Origin of the sequence: Kineococcus endophyticus, assembly GCF_040796495.1 — a bacterium.
GTDB lineage: Bacteria > Actinomycetota > Actinomycetes > Actinomycetales > Kineococcaceae > Kineococcus > Kineococcus endophyticus.
Genome location: NZ_JBFNQN010000003.1, coordinates 336,155 through 355,656 on the forward strand (window position 1 = coordinate 336,155; position 19,502 = coordinate 355,656).

Below are 19,502 nucleotides of genomic sequence, written 5' to 3' on the forward strand. Positions count from 1 at the left end.
GGAGACCCGTGAGCCACCCGGACAGCACCCCCTGGACGCCCGACGCGATGGGCCGGCAGGAGGGGCGCACCGTCCTGGTGACCGGCGCGAACTCCGGGCTCGGGTTCCACGTCGCGACGGAGTTCGCCCGCCGCGGCGCCGACGTCCTGCTGGCCTGCCGCAACGCCGAGCGCGGCCGGGCCGCGGTGGCCCAGCTGCAGGCCGAGGTCCGCAACTCCGGGGTGGACCCGCAGGTCGAACTGGTCTCCCTCGACGTCGCCGACCTGGCCAGCGTGCGGCGTGCCGCCTCGGACGTCCTGCACCGCCGGTCGAGCATCGACGTGCTCGTCAACAACGCGGGCGTCATGGTGCCGCCGTTCGGCCGGACCGTGGACGGCTTCGAGACGCAGGTCGGGACGAACCACCTCGGCCACTTCGCCCTCACCGGGCTGCTGCTGCCGGCGCTGCTCGCCGGCGGCGGGGGCCGCGTGGTGAGCGTGGCGAGCGTGGCCCACAAGTTCGGCCGGCTGAACCGCGAGAACTACCAGAGCGAGCGCAGCTACCAGAAGTGGCTGGCGTACGGGCAGTCGAAGCTGTCGAACCTGCTGTTCGCCTTCGAGCTGCAGCGTCGCGCGATCGCGGTCGGCGCGCCCCTGGTGTCCGTGGCGGCCCACCCGGGGCTGTCCGACACGAACCTGTGGAAGATGACCCCGCTGGGCGGCAACCGCGTGGGCGAGGCGTTCGCCCAGGTGCTGGGCCGGGCCGTCGGGCAGTCCGCGGCCCTCGGCGCCTGGCCGCTGCTGCGCGCCGCGACGGACCCCGGGGTCGTGGGCGGGGAGTACTTCGGCCCGGGCGGGCGGCAGGAGTGGCGGGGCTTTCCCGTGCTGGTCCCCGCCAACCCCCACGCCTACGACACCTCGGACGCCGCGTGGCTGTGGGCCCGCTCGGTCGAGTGGACGGGTGTCGACCCGACCGAGCTCAGCGCCTGAGGCTCACCGCTTGAGCGGGGCCGCCACGGCGGTCACCGCCAGCAGCGCGCCGGCCACCGCGACGACGCCGAACCCTGCGGCGGGGCCGGCGTGCTCGGCGAAGGCCCCGCCGAGGGAGGCCCCGGCCGCGACGCCGAGCACGACGCCGGAGTTCAGCAGCGCCATGAGGAACGCCCCGCGTTCGGCCGGCACGAGCCGCGCCGCCACCGTGTTGACGGTCACCAGGGCGGGGCCGATGAACAGCCCCATGACGAGGACGGCGCCCGTCAGGGCCCCGAGGTGGGTGGCCGTCGCGGCCATCAACCCCGCCCCGACGAGCAGGCCGAGCCCGCAGGCGACCCAGCGGGCCCGCAGGCCGAACCGCTCGGGCAGGAGCACGAGGCAGACGGTCGTCGCGGTGGACCCGATCGCGGAGACGGCGTAGACGAGCGAGCCCAGCGAGGGCGAGCCGATCCGTTCCGCCGCAGCGGTGACGCCGGTCTGGGTCGCCCCGAACGTCGCGCCCATGCAGACCATGGCCAGGACGGGGACGACGACGATCCACGGCACCCGGACGTGCGGACGCGTCGTGTCGCGCGGGACGGGGGCGGTGTGCCGGTGGCTGCGGTGGCAGGCGAACGCGGTGACGAACACCGAGGTGAGGGCGGCCGACGCCAGCAGCGCGGCGGCCGGGTTCCCCAGGACGCCGACGACCCCGACGAGGGCGGGGCCGAGGATGAACGCGGCCTCGTCGATGGTGCCCTCGGCGGCGAAGGCGGTCGACAGGTCGTCGCGGTCGGACGTCATCCGCAGCCACCGGGCGCGGGAGAACCCGCTGACCGAGGGCAGCGTCAGCCCGACACCGGCCGCGGCCGCCAGCACGACGGGCGTCCCGGCCGCGCCGAGCGCGGTGAACAGCCCGGCGAGGGCCAGCAGGTGCAGGACGACCACGGTGAGCAGGACGGTGCGCTGCCCGCGGCGGTCGGCGAACCAGCCGACGACCGGGACGCCGAGCGCCTCACCGATCGCGGCGGACGCGCTGGCCAGGCCGCCGACGGCCACCGAGCCGCTCGAGGCCGTGACGAGCCCCAGGACGGCCAGGGGCACCATCGTGATGGGCAGGCGCCCCAGCGCCGTCACGGGGAGGTAGGCCGGTCCGGCGATCTGCGGCAGCCGCGCGTAGCGCGAACGCAGGCCGGTGGCAGGGGTGGTGGTCGTGCTCACGGGTAGGCTCCAGCCTCGTGGGTGCGCCTCCCCACCACAAGCGCACCAGGGCCCTGAGCTGTGACTCGGGCAGGTTACCCCTCTCCGTGCCAGCTCCGCCACAGGTGCGCGTACGAACCCCCCGCGTGGACGAGTTCGGCGTGCGTGCCGAGTTCGGTGATGCGCCCGCCCTCCACGACCGCGATGCGGTCGGCGTCGTGCGCGGTGTGCAGGCGGTGCGCGATCGCCACCGTCGTGCGGCCCTCCAGGACGGCCGCCAGCGACCGTTCCAGGTGCCGCGCCGCGTTCGGGTCCAGCAGCGACGTCGCCTCGTCCAGGACGAGGGTGTGCGGGTCGGCCAGCACGAGCCGCGCGAGCGCGACCTGCTGGGCCTGAGCGGCCGACAACGGCACCCCGTTCTCCCCGACGGCCGTGTCCAGACCGTCGGGCAGCGCGAGCACCCACTCCCGGGCGTCGACGGCCGCGAGCGCCTCGAGCACCTGCTCCTGCGAGGAACCCGGCGCGGCGAGGGCCACGTTGTCGCGCAGCGAGGCCGCGAACACGTGACGCTCCTGCGTGACGAGGGCGATGCGGGAACGGAGTTCGTCCAGGGGCAACCCGGTGACCTCGGCCCCGCCGACCTGCACGCTGCCGTCGGTGGGGGCGTTGATGCCGGCGATCAACCGCCCGAGCGTCGACTTCCCCGCCCCGGTCGGCCCGACGACCGCGAGCCGTTCCCCGGGTTCGAGCGCGAGGGAGACCCCGTGCAGCACAGGACGTCCGGGGGTGTAGGCGAACCCGACGGCGTCGGCGTGGACGACGTCGGACTCCGGCTGGGCCGGCAGTTGGGTGCGGTCGGGTTCCACCGCGGACAACCCCACGACGCGGGCGAAGCTGGCCTGCCCGACCTGGAGTTCGTCCCACCAGGCGAGGAGTTCGTTGACGGGACCGACGAGCTGGCGCAGGTACAGGACGACCGTCGTCACCTGCCCGATGGTCTGCAGGTCGTGCCGGACGAGGAAACCGCCCCACAGCAGCGCGACGACCACGGGCACGAGGTAGGACATCTCGATGCTCGGGAACCAGACGGTGCGCAGGGACAGCGTGTAGCGCTCGCGGCGCACGGTCGAACCGATGACGTCGTCGACGAGGCGCACCCGGTGCTCGGCCAGTCCGAGCGCCTCGACGGTCCGGACGTTCTCGACGTTCTCGCCCAGCGTCGTGGAGATCCGGCCCCACTCGGCGCGTTCGGCGGCGTACCCCTGGGGCGCCCGGCGCAGGTACCACCGGGTGGCGAGGAACAGCCCGGGGAAACCCGCGAGGATCGCGAGCGCCACCAGTGGCCCGGAGAACACGGCGGCCACGACGGTCAGCACCGACGTCACGAAGGCGACGAGGATCGCCGGCGCCCCGTACCGCACGGTGTAGCTGAGGGCGTCGACGTCGTTCGTCGTGCGAGAGACGAGGTCCCCGGTCCCGGCCTGCTCCACGACCGACAGGGGCAGGGCGGTGGCGCGGGTGAGGAACTCCTCGCGCAGTTGCGCGAACACGCCCTCGGCCAGGACGAGGGACCGCTTGCGCGCCAGCCGGGCCAGGACGGCCTGCGCCACGACCGCGGCCACGAGGACCGCCACGGCGACGTCGATGCGGCGGGCGACGACCTCGAACGCGGTGCCGTCGCGGACGGCGCCCACGACGTCGTCGACGAGGCGGCCGAGCAGGAACGGGCCGGTCAGGCCCGCGACGGCCGCCAGCGCGTGCAGCGCGAGCATGCGCAGCCCCGGGTCGCGGTGCTCGCGCAGCAGCCGCCGCACGTCGCGCAGGACGTGGTCGCGGTCGGCGACGGGAAGCGTGGTCCTCACGGGTGTTCCTTCACGGTGCGGTCGGGGGTCCGGGGTGCGGGCACGGTGTCCGGTGCGGGGGCGGCGGCGTCGCGGGTGACGAAGACGCGGTAGCCGGGGTCGGTGGCCAGCAGGTCGGCGTGCCGGCCGGTGGCGACGACGCGTCCGTCCCGCACCCAGCAGACGTCGTCCACCTCGGGCAGGACGAGCGGGCTCGCGGTCGCGACGACCGTGGTCCGGCCCGCCCGCGCCCGCCGCAGGCGCCCGGCGATGCGGGCCTCGGTGTGGGCGTCGACGGCGCTCGTGGGCTCGACGAGCACGAGCGCCTCCGGGTCGCGGGCCAGCACCCGGGCCAGGGCCAGGCGCTGTCGCTGGCCACCGGACAGGGACCGGCCGCGTTCGGTGACGGTGCCGGCCAGGCCGCCGTCGACGAGGTCGAGGACGTCGCGCGCGTCGGCGACCTCGAGGGCCGCGAGGACCTCGGCGTCGTCGTGCACGCGCTCGGGGTCGACCTGCTCGCGGATCGTGCCGCTGAACAGCTGCGCGTCGTCCTCGGCGAGCAGGACCCGCGCACGGACCTCGGCGACGGGCAGGTCCCGCAGCGGGACGCCGCCGAAGGTGGCGCGGGTGTCGTCGTCGAAGCGGGCCAGGCGCCGGGCCAGCACGGCGGCGTCCTCCGGTGGGTCGCAGACGACCGCCGTGAGCCGGCCCGCGGCGGCCGTGACGCCGGACTCGGGGTCGGTCAGCGTCCCGCCGGGGCTGGTCGCGGCCGTCCCGGGGCGGTCCACGACCGAGGCCGGGACCTCCAGCAGCGTGATGAGGCGGCGCGCCGCGACGAGGGCGCGGACGTACTTGTCGGCCGCCTCCACGAGCATCCGCAACGGGGAGGTGAGGAAGGCGGCGTACCCGTAGAGCGCGACGAGCTCACCGGCGGTGACGTCGCCGCGGGCGGTGGCCCGGGCGCCGGCCCAGACGAGCGAGGCGACGAGCAGGCCCGGCACGAGGATCTGCAGCGCCTCCAGGGCCGACTCCCACGTCGCGACCCGCACACCGGCCGCCCGCACCTGCTGGCTCTTGGCGCGGTACCGGTCGAGGAAGACCTCCTCGCCGCCGATGCCGCGCAGGATCCGCAGCCCCCGCACGGTGTCGGTGCCGATCGACGTCAGCTCGCCGGACAGCTTGCGGTGCAGCCGTTGCCGCTCCTGCAGCGGGCGCAGGACGAGCAGCAGCAGCGCCATGACGGCCGGGACGCCGACGAGGATCACGAGCCCGATGGGCACCGACGTGCGCAGCACGAGCACGGCCACGACGACCACGGCCGCGACCGAGGCCACGGCGCGCTGGGTGACGTCGAAGGCGTCGGCCAGGCGGGGCCCGTCGGAGGCGATGGAGGCGAGCACCTCGCCCTGGGGCAGCTTCGCGGTCACCGCCGTGCCGGCCCGGGCGGTGTGGCGCCCGACCTGCTGCAGGGTCCGGAAGCAGGCCGTCAGCCAGTTCGTGACGCCGAAGCGGTGGCGCGCGATCGCGGCCCACGCGGTGACGACGGCCAGGGCGAGCACGAGCAGCGACCAGCGCGTCAGGGCGGCCGCGTCCCCCTGCCCGTCGGGCTCGTCGGGCCCGGCGTCGACGGCCCGCCCGATGGCGGCGGGCAGGACGGCCTGGGACAGCAACCACACGGTGCCGATCGCCGAACCGGCCACCATCGGTCGCCACTGCTGCGCCGCCGTGCGCAGCAGGAACCGGGTGGGGGAGGAGACGTCGGGAGTACCGGGGTCGCTCAGGGGGAGGGAGCGCACGTCTACCGACGGTAATCGCTTCCCGGTTCCGCTTCCACGTGGTTTTCAGGGGGCCGGGCGCCGACGGCTACCCTTGGGTCGTGACGCCGGACGCGCCCGAAGGCCAGACCACTCCCCCCGCCGATGCCCCCGCCGATGCCCCCGTCGATGCCCCCGTCGATGCAGCCGTCGATGCACCCGCCGAGGTGGACGCCGAGCGCGCCCACCGGCCGGTCCTGGTCGTCGACTACGGAGCCCAGTACGCGCAGCTCATCGCGCGCCGGGTCCGCGAGGCCGACGTGTTCTCCGAGATCGTGCCGAGCTCGACGAGCGTCGCGGAGATGCTCGCCAAGGACCCCGCCGCGGTGATCCTCTCCGGCGGCCCGTCGAGCGTCTACGCCGACGGCGCCCCGCAGGTCGACCCCGCGCTGTTCGAGGCCGGTGTCCCCGTCCTCGGCATCTGCTACGGGTTCCAGGCCATGGCCAAGGCCCTCGGCGGCGAGGTCGCCCAGACGGGTCGCCGCGAGTACGGCGGGACGGCCGCGGCCCTGCCCGACCCGGCCGCCTCGACGCTCCTGCGCGACCAGCCGACGGAGCAGTCGGTGTGGATGTCCCACGGGGACAGCGTGTCCCAGGCCCCCGCGGGGTTCCGCGTCACGGCCTCGACGCCGGACACCCCCGTCGCCGCGTTCGAGGACGACGAGCGCCGCCTCTACGGCGTGCAGTGGCACCCGGAGGTCAAGCACTCCGCCCACGGCCAGGACGTCCTCGTGAACTTCCTGCGCTCCGGTGCTCGCATCGACCCCGACTGGACGACGGGGAACGTCATCGAGGAGCAGGTCGCCCGCATCCGCGCCCAGGTGGGCGACGGCAAGGTCATCTGCGCCCTGTCCGGTGGCGTCGACTCCGCCGTCGCCGGCGCGCTCGTCCAGCGCGCGGTGGGGGACCAGCTCACGTGCGTCTTCGTCGACCACGGTCTGCTGCGCGCCGGCGAGGCCGAGCAGGTCGAGAAGGACTTCGTCGCCGCGACGGGCGTCAAGCTCCACGTCGTCGACGCGGTGCAGCGGTTCGCCGACGCCCTCGACGGCGTCAGCGACCCCGAGCAGAAGCGCAAGATCATCGGCCGCGAGTTCATCCGCGTCTTCGAGCAGGCCGCGCGCGACGTGGTCGCGAAGGAGGGCTCCGAGGGTGGCGAGGTGAAGTTCCTCGTCCAGGGGACCCTGTACCCCGACGTCGTGGAGTCCGGTGGCGGCACCGGGGCCGCGACGATCAAGAGCCACCACAACGTCGGCGGGCTGCCCGACGACCTCGCCTTCGAGCTCGTGGAACCGCTGCGCGCCCTGTTCAAGGACGAGGTGCGCGCGGTCGGTGTGCAGCTCGGCCTGCCCGAGGCGATGGTCTACCGCCAGCCCTTCCCGGGGCCGGGGCTGGCCATCCGCATCGTCGGGGCCGTGACGCCGCAGCGCCTGGAGGTCCTGCGGGCGGCCGACGCCATCGCGCGGGCCGAGCTGACCGCGGCCGGTCTGGACCGCGACATCTGGCAGTGCCCCGTCGTCCTGCTCGCCGACGTGCGCAGCGTGGGCGTCCAGGGCGACGGCCGCACCTACGGCCACCCGGTCGTGCTGCGCCCGGTGTCGTCGGAGGACGCCATGACGGCCGACTGGACCCGTCTGCCGTACGACGTCCTGGCCCGCATCTCCACGCGCATCACCAACGAGGTGCCCGAGGTCAACCGCGTCGTGCTCGACGTGACGAGCAAGCCGCCGGGGACGATCGAGTGGGAGTGACCTCTCGACGCTGAATCCTCCGGCCGGTGGCGCTGACCGTCACGCCGGCCGGAGGTGCCGGCCCGGAAACGGGCTGGAGTACACGACGCTCGTGGTGACCGCGCCGAGCGTCGCGAGGCGTCCCGTGACGCGTTCGAGGTCGCGCATCGACCGGGCGAGCACCTTCAGGACGAAGCAGTCGTCGCCGGTGACGTGGTGCGCCTCCACGACCTCCGGTGTGGTGTCCAGCAGGTCGTGGAACGGCTTGTAGTTCCCCGTCGGGTAGGCGAGGCGCACGAACGCCGTCACGGTGTACCCGAGCGCCTCCGGGTCGACGACGGCCGTGAACCCCGTGACGACGCCGGTGTCGGTGAGGCGGCGCAGTCGTTCCGCGGTGGCGCTCGCGGACAGGTTCACCGCCCGGCCGAGGTCGGCGACGCTCGTGCGGCCGTCGCGTTGCAGGTGCTCCAGGAGGGCCCGGTCGGTCGCGTCGAGGGCCGGCCGCGGATTCGTCGTCACGCACGGGAAACTACCGGTGGATCGCCGGTCGTCGCGGCCCTGGCCCGTGGACCGGCCCTGGCCCGACCGACGGTTCCCCGGTTCCCTGGAGGGGTGTCGAACCCCCTCTCCGCCGTCGACTTCTTCGCGGCCCAGCTGACGTTCCAGACCGACCCCGCCGACCTGGCGGCCGACCGCGCCGCGGGGCGCTCGCCGCTCGTCCTCGACGTGCGCTCGGACGCGGCGTGGGCCCAGGGGCACCTGCCCGGTGCCGTCCACCTGCCGGGGCCGCAGGTGCGCGAGCGCGCGGCGGAGGTCGTGCCCGACCTGGACGCGCCCGTCGTCGTGCACTGCTGGGGCCCGGGCTGCAACGGGGCGACGCGCGCCGCGCTGGTGCTGGCGACGCTGGGCCACACCCACGTCCGGGAACTGATCGGCGGGTACGAGTACTGGGTCCGCGAGGGTTTCGCCGTCGTCACCGCGACCGGTCGGGTCCGCCGCGCGCCGGATCCGCTGGCCGCTCCCGTTCCGGGGTGCTGAACCCTTGCGTCCTCGGTACTCAGCGATACTATCTACCGGTAGTCAGCGTCAGTGAGTACCGACGCTGTCAGCACCGAGACGACCGGGGTGGTCCGTGGCCAGGCAGCTCACCGAGATGCTCAAGGGAACCCTCGAGGGTGTCGTCCTCGCGGTCCTCGCGAGCCGGGACGCCTACGGGTACGAGATCACCGCATCGCTGCGCGAGCGGGGTTTCGAGGACATCGCCGAGGGCACCGTGTACGCCCTCCTCGTGCGCCTGGAACAACGGGACCTCGTCGACGTGCAGAAGGTCGCCTCCACCAAGGGGCCGCCGCGGAAGGTTTACTCGCTCAACGCGTCCGGGCGTGCAGCGCTCGACGAGTTCTGGACGACGTGGGACTTCCTGGCAGGACGGCTGGCCGAACTCCGGACCGAAGGGAACCCGTCGTGACGAAGAACCCGCTCGGGGTGCTCACGGGCGCGCTCGAGGACAAGAAGCGGTGGCGCGCGTACAAGGAGCGCGCCGGGGCGCTGCCCGAGAACCACCGCTCGGTGCTCGCGGCCGTCGAGCGCTACGCCATGCACTGCCCGAGCACGCCGACGGACGGCGGCAGCGCCGCGAGCATGTTCGAGGACCTCGCGGACCTCTTCGAGCAGGCGGCGGCCGACGGGACCCCGGTGCGGTCCGTGGTGGGGGAGGACCCCGTCGAGTTCGTGGAGGCCTTCGTCGCCACCTACTCCGACGGGGGCTGGCTCACCGCCGAGCGCCGCCGGCTGCGCGAGTCCGTGGACCGCGCGGTGGGCGGGGACGCCTGACCCTGGCGCGGGACCGTCAGGGCTTCGCGGCGTCCACGGCGTCGAGGTGCCCCTCGACGGCGTCGCCGAAGGGTTCCAGGACGGCGGCGGGGAGCGCGTGCCCCATGCCGGGGACCGTGACCAGCCGGGCGCCGGGGACGCTGTCGGCCAGGTGCCGGGCGGTCGGCGGCGGGTAGGCCGGGTCCTCGGGGGCCTCGACGACCAGCGTCGGCACCCGCACCCCGGCCAGTTCCGCGCCGCGGGCGAGACCGGAGGTGCCGGCGCGGGCGTGCGCCGTGGCCGAACTCGCGTCGGCGGGTCCGCCGTGGGCGACGGCGCCGCGTTCGAGCGCGAGGACCTCCTCGCGCGGGAACGGGACCACCGCCCCCGCGAGCGCCTGCCAGTGCTCGACGCGGAACTCCATCTCGGCGTCCTCGTCGCGCGTCTCCCCGAGCCGGGACCAGAGGGCGAGCAGGTCGGGGTGCGGTCCGGGCAGCCCCTCCCCGCCCGGCGCGCCGGCCAGCGCGCCGGTGCAGAACAGGGTCGCCGACAGCACCCGGTCGGGGTGGTCGAGCAGCAGCAGCTGGGTGAGCAGCCCGCCCATCGACATCCCCACGACGTGGGCGCGCTGGACGCCGAGGTGGTCCAGGACGCGCACCGCGTCGGTCGCGAGGTCGCGCAGCTCGTAGGGAGCCACGTCGACCGCCCGGGTCGAGCGGCCGGTGTCGCGGTGGTCCCACACCACGACGCGGTGGCGGCGGCCCAGGCGCTCGACCAGCGCGTCGGGCCACAGGACGCCGCTGGAGGCCGCGCCCATGACGAGCAGGACCGGGGTGCCGGTGGGGTCGCCGCTCTCGCGGGCCCACAGCTCGACGCCGTCGGCGACGGGGACGGTGTGCTCGCGGGGAGCGCTGTCGGGGGCGTCGGCTGGCATGGGGTCGAGGATGCCGGGAAGTCCCCGCGCGGCACCAGGGTGTTTCCTGTGCCGCCCTCGGGTGCCGATCGTCCGCCGGACCGCCCCGCCGGTCCGCGGTCAGTCGTCGACGGGACGGGTGAGGACCGTTGCCACGACCGTCGCGACCGCCGTGAACGGGCCGGTGGCGAGGTCGTCGAGCCAGGCTGCGCTGCGGCTGGCGTCCAGGCGACCTGCCGCGACGGCCGCGCGCGTGGTGCGGGTCAGCCCCAGGACGGCGTCGGCCTCCTCGACGTCCGTGAACACCGCGGGGAACGCCTGGACGGAGACGACGGACAGACCGGCGTCGACGCCGAGACGCGGCAGCTGCCGTCCGACGTGCGCGTTGCGGACGACGTGCCGGCAGGTGTGGGCGGTGAACGCGGTCGACGCCTCGAGGTCGTGCGCGTCGACCGCCATGAGCGCCCAGTCCGGTTCGACGAGGGCGGCCACACCGCCCGGACGCAGCACCCGGGCGACCTCCGCGACGGCCCGCGCGGGGTCCTCGACGTGCTGCAGGACGCGGTCGGCGTGGACGCGGTCGACGCTCGCGGCGGGCAGGTCGAGCGCGTGGACGTCCCCGCGGCGCACGGCGACGGTGGGACGGTCCGCCGTCAGGTCCGACGCCGTCGAGACCATGACGGGGTCGACGTCCACGGCGACGACGCGACCGGTCCGGCCCGCGCGGTCGGCGAGGGCGCCGAGGTCGGTGCCGGGACCGCACCCGAGATCCAGCACGACGTGCCCGTCCAGCACGTCGAGCGCGTCGAGGACGGCCCCCTTGTAGGCCCTGCCGGCCGCGGAGTCGGCGACGAGGCGCAGGTAGGCGATCGGGTCCGGGCGGTCGAGGGTCGGCACGTCCGCGAGTGCACCACGCCCGCCCGCCGCCGGTTGGGGACGACCGGGGCGGGGGCGGGGCGGATCCCGTGACGGAACCCTCCACGGGGCCCGCTCACAGCGAGGCGGCGAGCACCTTCACCGCGGCGGGGATCTGCTGCTCGGTGATCGCGGCGTAGCACAGGCGCAGGTGCGCGGCGTCCTCCTCGGCGACGACGTAGTGCCGACCGGGGCCCACGGCCAGGCCGCGTTCCCGGGTGCGGCGGGCCACCTCGAGGTCGTCCACCCCGCGCGGCAACCGCAACCACAACGAGAAACCCCCGCGGGGCCTCGGCCAGCTGCACTCGGGCAGTTCCCGGGCCAGGGCCGTGGAGAGCGCGTCGAGCCGGGAACCCAGCGCGGCGGACAGACCGCGCAGGTGCGCGTTCCAGCCGGCACCCGTCACGAGTTCCACGGCGGCCTCCTGCAAGGGCCGCGCCACGATGAGGTGGTCGACGAAGCTCAACCCGGCGATGCGTTGCGCCACAGGGCCGCGCGCGACCACGCACCCCACCCGCAGGCTCGGTCCGGAGACCTTGCTGAGGGAGTTCACGGTGATGACCCGGCCGTCGGTGTCGTCGCGCAGGAGGGACGGGGACGCGGTCGGGCCGTGGCCGAGCCAGCGGGCGAAGTCGTCCTCGACGATGAACGCGCCGGCCCGCGCGGCGATCTCCAGCACGGGGCGGCGGCGGTCGGGCGCGAGCACGGAACCGTCGGGGTTGGCGTAGGTGGGTTGCAGGTACAGCAGGCGCGCACCGGACTGCTCGAAGGCGCGTTCGAGCAGTTCCGGGCGCACGCCGTCGGCGTCCGTGGGGACGGGCACCGGCACGAGCCCGGCGCTGCGCAGCAACGAGATGACGCCCGGGTACCCGGGCACGGCGACGAGCACGGGGCTGCCCGCGGGGACGATCGAGCGCAGCACGGTCGACAGCGCGCCCTGGCCGCCGGGGGAGATGAACACGTCGTCGCGGTCCGCACCGAGCTGCTGGGCGAACCACGTCCGCAGTTCCGGCACACCGGCCGGCGGCGGCACCGTCCACGCCTCGGGACGGCGGGCCGCGCGGGCCATGGCCGAGGCCAGGCGGGAGGACGGTTGCAGCGACAGGTCGAGGTACCCGCGCGCCATGTCGAGGACGTCGTGGGACGGGACGGTGAGGGCGGCCAGCACCCCCTCGGTCTGGACGGGGGAGGCGCCGAGCGCCACCCGCTGCCAGTCGGTGTCGACCGTGGCGGTGCGGCTCGCGCGGGCGACGAACGTCCCCGCCCCGGGGCGGGTCACGACGGTGCCGTCGGCGACGAGCACGTCGATGGCCCGCTGCACGGTCACCGGCCCGACACCCAGGTCCGCCACCAGGCGGCGGCTGCTCGGGAGCTTGGCGCCCGCGGGCAGCGTGGCGGCGACCTCGCGCAGGCTGGCGGTGACGCGCTGCACACTGCTACCGTTGTCCATGAACAGAGACAATAGCGCTACCGAGCCGCTGGCCGGTAGCGGTCCCAGCACCAGCCGCCACGGCGGACGGAGCGACCGGTGACCGCCCTCGTCGTCCTGTGCCTGCTCGTCGCGATCGCCGTGGCGGCTCCGCTCTTCGGCGCCGACACGCGCTGGCCCGGGTCGGGGACCCGGGCGGACCGGCCGTCGCGCGGAAAGCGCTACCGTCGCTCGTGGGATTCCGCTATCGCAGAGGCCCGGCGGGACGAGTTCGACCGCACGAGCTGACGGGGAGCTCCCAGTTCCGGCACGTAGCCTGACGGGGTGCCTGACCGCGAGGACCCCGACCGCCCGGCCGTGCCGCGGGGCCGCATCGCGGTCCTGACCGTCGTGGCCCTCGCCGTCGTCCTCGTCTGCAGCGGCCTCGGCGTCTGGCAGTGGCAGCGCGGCAACGTCGTCATCACCGAACCGCCTGCGCGGCAACCGGTCGCCCCGATCAGCGAGATCGTGGACGCCGGCGGCTCGGGGGCAGCGTCGATCCTGTCCGCGGACGAGGTCGGGCACCGGGTGGAGGTCGCCGGGACGTTCGACCCGGCCGTCGACCTCCTCGTCCCCGGCCGCAGCCTCGACGGGGTCGTGGGTGCGTGGGCCCTCGGCGTCGTGGTGCTGCCCGACGGGTCCGGCGTGCCGCTGGTCCGCGGCTGGGTGCCCGAGGGCTCCCCGGCGCCCGCCCTGCCGACCGGCCGGGTCGACCTCGTCGGGGTCGTCCAGCCACCGGAGGCCTCCGACGTCGCCCCCTCGACGGCCGTGCTGCCCGCGGGGCAGACGTGGATCGTCAGCGCGGCCGACCTCGTCAACCGCGTCGACTACCCCGTCGCCAACGCCTACGTCACCGACACCGCCCCGGCCGCCGGTCTGCAGGCCGTGCCGCCTGCGGACCCCGGCCAGGCCTCCCGGCGCCTGGACTGGCGCAACCTCGCCTACGCGGCGCAGTGGTGGGTGTTCGCGCTCTTCGCCGTCGTCGTCTGGTTCCGGGCCGTGCGCGATGAGCGCAGGGAGACGGGAGAGGATGACCTCGAGACGGCGGCGGACGGACCGGCGCACGGTGCAGGAGGACGAGACATGAGTGGTGCCCGGTGAGCGCGGGGACGTCCGGCGGGCTGCGGTCGGAGCCGAAGATCAGGGCCGCGCTCACGCGGTACCGCGTGATGGCCTACGTGACGGGCATCGGTCTCATCGTGCTGACGTGCATCGGCATGCCGCAGGAGTACCTCGGCCTCTTCGGCGGCGGTGACAGCGTCACCCGGGTCGCCGGCATCGCGCACGGCTGGCTGTACGTGATCCTCCTCATCACGGTCTTCGACCTGGGGAACCGGCTGCGCTGGTCCTGGAAGCGCATGGTCCTCACGGCGCTCGCGGGCACCATCCCCTTCCTGTCCTTCTACGCCGAGCGCAAGAACACGCACGCGGTCCAGGCCGAGCTCGGCGTCCGCGCCGCGTGAGCGCCCTCCAGCGGGTCGCGGTCCACGTCGCCGTCGAGGCCGGCGGGCGCCTGCTCGTGCTCGACGACGCCCTGCCGTGGGCGTTGCTCGCCCACGGGGAGACGCCGCTGGCCGCTGCCCGGCGCGTCCTCGGCCCCGACCTCGACCTCGGTGAGCTGCTGGCCGTCCACGACGGCCGCCGCACGGACGGCGAGGGGGTGTTCGGGCTCGACCTGCACACGGTGCACCTCGTGCTGGCCGGGACGCTGCCCGACGGTTCGGCTCCCGCTGTGGCGCAGTGGATCCCGGTCTCCGACGACTGGCCGCTGGTCGCGGACGACCGCGTCGCCCTCGACCCCGCCGAGCGGGTGCGGTTGTCCCCGGCCGTCGACAGCGCCCCCGACAGCACCTCCGCCGATGTCCCCGTCGTGCGGCAACGGCTCGCCTGCTACGCCGTCGTCGTCGCCGACGGCTCCCTGCTGCTGACGCGGCTCAGCACGAAGACGCCGAGCCCCGGACGCTGGACCCTGCCCGGCGGTGGAGTCGACCACGGCGAGCACCCGCTCGAGGCCGTCGTGCGCGAGGTCCACGAGGAGACGGGCATGGCGGTCCGCGTCACCGGCCTGGCCGAGATCGGCGCCGAGCACTTCACCGGCCGGTCCCCGCGCGGGGTCCTCGAGGACTTCCACGCGGTGCGCATCCTCGTCCGCGCCGAACCCCTCGAGGTCCTCGACCCCGTCGTCCTCGACGTGGGGGGCAGCACCGACCTCGCCCGCTGGGTCCCGCTCGGCGAGGCCGACGACATCGGTCTGGTGGGCGTCGCCCAGCGGGGCTTGCACATCGCCCTGCAGGGCTGAGGGGCGGGGGAGGGAACCGCTGAGGGGTTCCCCTGCGGCGGCTGTGATGGCAGGATCCGGCTCGCCCCCACCCCCCTCGGAAGCGAGCCCATGCGTCCTGGTCGTCCCCTCGTCCGGTTCCTCTGCTCCGGCGCCGCCACCGCGGCGCTCGCGGTCCCGCTGCTGGCGGTCCCCGCGACGGCCGCGACGACACCCGCAGCCAGTCCCGCAGCCACTCCCGCAGCCACTCCCGCAGCGACTCCGGGTCAGGTGCCGGACGTCCTCCCGGCCCCGGCCGCCGGGACGACCCGCATCCAGATCGGGGCGTTCAACGACTTCCACGGCCGTCTGGAGTCGCCCGAGGAGACGGACGACGGGGCCCCGATCGGTGGCGCGGCGCAACTCGCCGGGGTGTTCGACGCGATGCGCGCGAAGAACCCCAACACCGTCGTGGTCTCGGCCGGCGACAACATCGGCGCCTCGACGTTCACGTCGTTCATCCAGCAGGACGCCCCGACGATCGCCGCGCTCAACGCCATGGGCGTCGCCGTCTCGGCCGCCGGGAACCACGAGTTCGACCGCGGCTACTCCGACCTCGTCGACCGGATCGGCGTGCAGGGCAAGCCGGGTGCGAACGGGGCGAACCCCCTCGCGGCGTTCCCCTACCTCGCCGCGAACGTGCTGAAGGCCGACGGGACCCACGCGCTGCCGTCGTTCGCGACGACCGACGTCGGTGGGGTCCGCGTGGGTTTCGTCGGCGTCGTGACGCAGCAGACGGCGAGCCTCGTCGCCCCGGCCGGCATCCAGGGGCTGCAGTTCACCGACCCCGTGGCCGCCGCGAACGCCGTCGCCGCGCAGCTGTCCGACGGGAACACCGCCAACGACGAGGCGGACGTGATCGTCCTCCTCGCGCACGAGGGGTCGTCGGGCACCGACTGCGCCACCGTCGGGACGCAGGGCGCGTTCGGGAAGATCGTGCAGGAGTCGAGCGCGCAGATCGACGCGATCGTCTCCGGGCACACCCACCTGCGCTACGACTGCGCCTTCGGAGTCGCTGGGCGCACCGTCCAGCGCCCCGTGGTCTCCGCGGAGAGCTACTCCACGGCCGTCGACAACCTCGTCCTCGACGTGGACACGACGTCGCGCGACGTGGTCGCCGCCGGCCACCAGGTCCTGCCGGTCGAGGGTTTCACCCCGAACCCGCAGGTCCAGGAGATCGTCGACGACGCCGTGGCCTACGCCGACGACCGAGGCAAGCAGCCGGTGGGTTCCATCACCGCGGACATCACCCGCGCGTTCTCCGGTGAGGACGACGACCGCGGCAAGCAGTCGCCGCTGGGGAACCTCGTCGCCGACGCGCAGCTGCAGCAGACGGAGGCCGCGGGCGCCCAGATCGCGCTGGAGAACCCCGGCGGGTTGCGGGCGGACCTGCTGTACGCGCAGTCCGGAGCCGAGGGCGACGGGGTCGTCACGTACGCCGAAGCCGCGGCGGTGCAGCCGTTCGCGAACTCGGTCGTCACGATGACCCTCACCGGTGCGCAGGTCCGCCAGGTCCTCGAGGAGCAGTGGCAGCCGGCGGGTTCCTCGCGGCCGTTCCTCGCCCTCGGCCTGTCGAAGGGTCTCTTCTTCACCTACGACGAGGCCGCTCCCGCGGGCCAGCGGATCCGTTCCGTGACCCTCGACGGTGCTGAGGTCGACCCGGCCGCGCAGTACCGCGTCACGGTGAACAGCTTCCTGGCCTCCGGCGGGGACAACTTCACGACGCTGGCGGAGGGCACCGACCGCGCCGAACTCGGCAAGACCGACCTCGAGGCGTTCACGGCCTACCTCGGCCTGCCCGAGAACCAGCGCCTCACACCGGACACCGAGCTGCGCTACGCCCCCGCCGCCGCGGCACCGGCCCCGGTCCCGACGACTCCGGCGCCGACCGCGCCGGCCCAGACGGCACCTGCCGCCGCGCCGGCGCCGAGCAGGACCCCGACGCAGCGTCCGTCGCGGACGGCCGCGGCGCAGCCGGGGTCGCTGGCGAACACCGGAGCGGACGTCGCGCCCTGGCTCGCGGCCGGTGCGGCTCTCGTCCTGGCCGGCGGGCTGCTGCTGACGGCCGCGCGACGCCGGGCGTCCTGACGAGGAGGCTGGTCGCCCCGAGCGTCGCCTCTCGGCGAGTGGCCGCTCGTAGCGGCTGGAGTTGAGGCCCGGGGACACGTACCGGGGCGACCAGTCCTCACAACCATCGGCACCCGGGGAGCATTCCTGGAGCCCCACCTCGACCCCTCGTCCCGCGTGGAAAACACACTTTCCGCCCTCAGAACACGTGTTCCAAGGGCGGAAAGAGTGTTTTCCACGAAGGTGGGTGACGGGCGGTGGCTCAGTGCGTCGGGGCGGGGGCGGCGGGGCGCTCGCCGGCGGGGTCGCGCCGCTCGAGGGCCGCGCCCTCGACGTCCAGCACCGGCAGCCAGCGCAGCCACCGCGGCAGCCACCAGGCCGCCCGGCCGAGCAGCGACAGGGCCGCGGGCACCGCGATCATCCGGACGACGACGGCGTCGGCGAGGATCCCGACGGCCAGGGCGAACGCGATGGGCTTGATCGTCGCGTCGCCCTCGGGGACGAACCCGGCGAAGACGGCGAACATGATCGCTGCGGCCGCGACGACGACGGGTGCCGCCTGCCGGAACCCCGTCCGCACCGCCTGCAGCGGTTGCGCCCCGTGGGCGTGCGCCTCGTGCATCCGCGAGACGAGGAACACCTGGTAGTCCATCGCGAGGCCGAAGAGGATCCCGACGACGATGATCGGCGCCAGGCTCAGCAGCGGCCCCGTGGTGTCGGCGTGGACGAGCTGCTTGAGCCAGCCCCACTGGAAAACCGCGGTGGTGGCGCCCAGCGAGGCGCCGATCGTCAGGAGGAACCCGAGGACCCCGACGACGGGGACGAGGATCGAGCGGAACACGAGCACGAGCAGCACGAACGCGAGGCCGACGACCAGCACGAGGTAGACCGGCAGCGCGTCCGACAGCGTGGCGTTGACGTCGACGCTCACGGCCGTCTGACCCGTCACGTACGCCGGCGTGCTCGAGCCGTCCTCGCGGATGAGGTCGCGCATGCGGTGCACGAGGTCGGTCGTCGCCGCGGCGTCGGGGGCGGTCGTCGGGATGACCGTCACGAGGGCGGCCCGCCCGTCGGCGCTCGGGACGGCGGGGGTGGCGAGGGCGACGCCGTCGAGGCGGGCGAGCTCGGTGGTCAGCTCACCGCCGCGGGCCACGGCGTCCGCGCCGCGGGTCAGGACGAGCAGCGGACCGCTCACCCCGGCGCCGAAGCGGTCGGACAGGATCGCCTGCGCCTTCTCCTGGGTGCTGCCGTCCGGCCACGAGGTGGCCAGGCTCGTCTGCATCGAGGCGACGGGGATCGAGACGGCGCCGAGCGCGACGACCGCGGCGACCAGGCTCAGCCAGCGCCGGCCGGTGACGAGGCGGCTCCAGCCGCCGAAGAACCCGCGACCGGCGGGGTCGGGCTCGGCCGGCGGGACGGCGGTGTGCTTGCCGCTCTCGTGGGCCAGGGCCCGGCGGGCCGCGCGCGGCAGGGCGCGCAGGCCCACGACGCCCAGGGCGGCGGGGACCAGCGTGAGGGCCACGAGGACGGCGACGACGACGGTCGCGGCGGCCGCGACACCCATCTCGGTGAGGAAGGGGATGCCCGCCACCGCGAGGCCGGCGAGGGCGATGACGACCGTGGTCCCGGCCGTCAGGACGGCCGACCCGGCGGTGCCGACGGCGAGCGGGACGGCCTCGGCGACCGACCTGCCGGCCAGCAGCTCGTGCCGGAAGCGCGTGACGATGAAGAGCGCGTAGTCGATCCCGACGGCCAGGCCGAGCATGACCGCGAGGATCGGGGTCGTGGACTGCAGGTCGACGAAACCGGTGAGGGTCGTGATGCCGAGAGCCCCGATGCCGACGCCGACGACGGCCGTCAGCAGGTTCATGCCCGCCGCGACGAGGGAGCCGTAGGTGATGGCGAGCACGACGAGCGCGACGACGACGCCGAGCACCTCGGCCGCCCCGCCGATCGTCGCGACGCCCTGCGTGGCGGTCCCGGTGACCTCGGCCGTCAGGCCCGAACCGCGGGCGTCGTCGACGGCGCGCAGGAGCGCCTGCCGCTGCGCGTCGGTGACCTCCGGCGGGGCGACCCCGTAGGAGACGGTGCTGTAGGCGGCGCGCAGGTCGGGGGAGACGACGGGGTTCTGCGGGTCCAGCGGGTTGCTCGCCCCGCGCGCGCCGGGCAGGGCGTTCAGCGCCTGCACGACGCCCGCGACCTTGGCGGCGTTCTCGGGCGCGGTGATCTGCTGGCCGGCGGGGACCTGGAGGACGACCTGCGCGGACGCGCCGTCGGCGGTGTCCCCGAACTCCTGGCCGATGAGGCGCAGGGCGGTCGTCGACTCCTGGCCGGGGATCTCGAAGGTGCTCACGGTCTTGCCGGACAGGGTGGCCGCGCCGACGCCTCCGAGGGCGAGGAGCAGCACCCAGACCGCGATCACGAGGCCGCGGAACCGGAAGGACCCCCGGCCGAGGCGGTGCAGGAAGGTGGCCATCG

General features: G+C 74.8%; 18 protein-coding genes. 10 read left to right on the forward strand and 8 right to left on the reverse strand.

Annotated features, from left to right (window positions below):
• Positions 1–8: 8 nt before the first annotated feature.
• Positions 9–968: an oxidoreductase gene (locus AB1207_RS05865; protein ID WP_367636882.1), complete on the forward strand. Its 960-nt coding sequence runs from the start codon at positions 9–11 to the stop codon at positions 966–968.
• A 3-nt stretch (positions 969–971) separates the two neighbouring features.
• On the opposite strand, the gene AB1207_RS05870 is transcribed toward AB1207_RS05865, so the two are convergent.
• From AB1207_RS05870 to AB1207_RS05880, 3 genes are all read right to left on the reverse strand, one after another.
• Entirely contained in the window at positions 972–2,171 is a 1,200-nt protein-coding gene (locus tag AB1207_RS05870; protein WP_367636883.1) for an MFS transporter, read from the reverse strand.
• A gap of 74 nt (positions 2,172–2,245) precedes the next feature.
• Positions 2,246–4,012, reverse strand: coding sequence for an ABC transporter ATP-binding protein (locus tag AB1207_RS05875; RefSeq protein WP_367636884.1), 1,767 nt, complete (start codon positions 4,010–4,012; stop codon positions 2,246–2,248).
• The gene (locus AB1207_RS05880; protein ID WP_367636886.1) at positions 4,009–5,787 is read right to left on the reverse strand and encodes an ABC transporter transmembrane domain-containing protein; all 1,779 of its coding nucleotides are present in this window, start codon (positions 5,785–5,787) and stop codon (positions 4,009–4,011) included. The genes AB1207_RS05875 and AB1207_RS05880 overlap by 4 nt, the downstream gene beginning before the upstream one ends.
• Positions 5,788–5,972: 185 nt before the next feature.
• On the opposite strand from AB1207_RS05880, the gene guaA reads away from it, so the two are divergent.
• Positions 5,973–7,553 (forward strand): glutamine-hydrolyzing GMP synthase, encoded by a 1,581-nt coding sequence (guaA, locus tag AB1207_RS05885; RefSeq protein ID WP_367636949.1) that lies wholly within the window; start codon positions 5,973–5,975, stop codon positions 7,551–7,553.
• 39 nt (positions 7,554–7,592) lie between these two features.
• On the opposite strand, the gene AB1207_RS05890 is transcribed toward guaA, so the two are convergent.
• Complete coding sequence (locus AB1207_RS05890) at positions 7,593–8,051, reverse strand: Lrp/AsnC family transcriptional regulator (protein ID WP_367636888.1); 459 nt, start codon at positions 8,049–8,051, stop codon at positions 7,593–7,595.
• Between the two features lie 93 nt (positions 8,052–8,144).
• Here AB1207_RS05890 and AB1207_RS05895 point away from each other — a divergent pair, with 93 nt between their 5' ends.
• From AB1207_RS05895 to AB1207_RS05905, 3 genes are all read left to right on the forward strand, one after another.
• Positions 8,145–8,570 (forward strand): rhodanese-like domain-containing protein, encoded by a 426-nt coding sequence (locus AB1207_RS05895; protein WP_367636889.1) that lies wholly within the window; start codon positions 8,145–8,147, stop codon positions 8,568–8,570.
• Between the two features lie 94 nt (positions 8,571–8,664).
• Positions 8,665–9,000 (forward strand): PadR family transcriptional regulator, encoded by a 336-nt coding sequence (locus AB1207_RS05900; protein WP_367636890.1) that lies wholly within the window; start codon positions 8,665–8,667, stop codon positions 8,998–9,000.
• On the forward strand, positions 8,997–9,365 hold the full coding sequence (locus tag AB1207_RS05905) for a DUF1048 domain-containing protein (protein ID WP_367636891.1): 369 nt from the start codon (positions 8,997–8,999) through the stop codon (positions 9,363–9,365). The genes AB1207_RS05900 and AB1207_RS05905 overlap by 4 nt, the downstream gene beginning before the upstream one ends.
• 16 nt (positions 9,366–9,381) lie before the next feature.
• Here the strand turns inward: AB1207_RS05905 and AB1207_RS05910 are convergent, their stop codons facing one another.
• The 3 genes from AB1207_RS05910 to AB1207_RS05920 form a co-directional block, all read right to left on the reverse strand.
• The gene (locus AB1207_RS05910; RefSeq protein ID WP_367636892.1) at positions 9,382–10,278 is read right to left on the reverse strand and encodes an alpha/beta fold hydrolase; all 897 of its coding nucleotides are present in this window, start codon (positions 10,276–10,278) and stop codon (positions 9,382–9,384) included.
• 99 nt (positions 10,279–10,377) lie between these two features.
• Positions 10,378–11,154 (reverse strand): methyltransferase domain-containing protein, encoded by a 777-nt coding sequence (locus tag AB1207_RS05915; RefSeq protein WP_367636893.1) that lies wholly within the window; start codon positions 11,152–11,154, stop codon positions 10,378–10,380.
• Positions 11,155–11,248: 94 nt separating this feature from the next.
• Complete coding sequence (locus tag AB1207_RS05920; protein ID WP_367636894.1) at positions 11,249–12,622, reverse strand: aminotransferase-like domain-containing protein; 1,374 nt, start codon at positions 12,620–12,622, stop codon at positions 11,249–11,251.
• Positions 12,623–12,700: 78 nt separating this feature from the next.
• Here AB1207_RS05920 and AB1207_RS05925 point away from each other — a divergent pair, with 78 nt between their 5' ends.
• The 5 genes from AB1207_RS05925 (at position 12,701) to AB1207_RS05945 (ending at position 17,045) form a co-directional block, all read left to right on the forward strand.
• A complete protein-coding gene (locus AB1207_RS05925) occupies positions 12,701–12,889 on the forward strand; it encodes a hypothetical protein (protein ID WP_367636896.1) in 189 nt (62 codons plus the stop codon).
• 36 nt (positions 12,890–12,925) lie between these two features.
• Positions 12,926–13,741, forward strand: coding sequence for an SURF1 family protein (locus AB1207_RS05930; RefSeq protein ID WP_367636897.1), 816 nt, complete (start codon positions 12,926–12,928; stop codon positions 13,739–13,741).
• Entirely contained in the window at positions 13,738–14,103 is a 366-nt protein-coding gene (locus AB1207_RS05935) for a DUF3817 domain-containing protein (protein ID WP_367636898.1), read from the forward strand. The genes AB1207_RS05930 and AB1207_RS05935 overlap by 4 nt, the downstream gene beginning before the upstream one ends.
• Positions 14,100–14,939 (forward strand): NUDIX domain-containing protein, encoded by an 840-nt coding sequence (locus AB1207_RS05940; protein ID WP_367636900.1) that lies wholly within the window; start codon positions 14,100–14,102, stop codon positions 14,937–14,939. Before AB1207_RS05935 ends, AB1207_RS05940 begins: the two co-directional genes overlap by 4 nt.
• 90 nt (positions 14,940–15,029) lie before the next feature.
• The gene (locus AB1207_RS05945; protein WP_367636901.1) at positions 15,030–17,045 is read left to right on the forward strand and encodes a bifunctional metallophosphatase/5'-nucleotidase; all 2,016 of its coding nucleotides are present in this window, start codon (positions 15,030–15,032) and stop codon (positions 17,043–17,045) included.
• A gap of 241 nt (positions 17,046–17,286) precedes the next feature.
• Here AB1207_RS05945 and AB1207_RS05950 read toward each other — a convergent pair whose 3' ends face one another.
• Positions 17,287–19,500 (reverse strand): MMPL family transporter, encoded by a 2,214-nt coding sequence (locus AB1207_RS05950; RefSeq protein ID WP_367636902.1) that lies wholly within the window; start codon positions 19,498–19,500, stop codon positions 17,287–17,289.
• Positions 19,501–19,502: the final 2 nt, after the last annotated feature.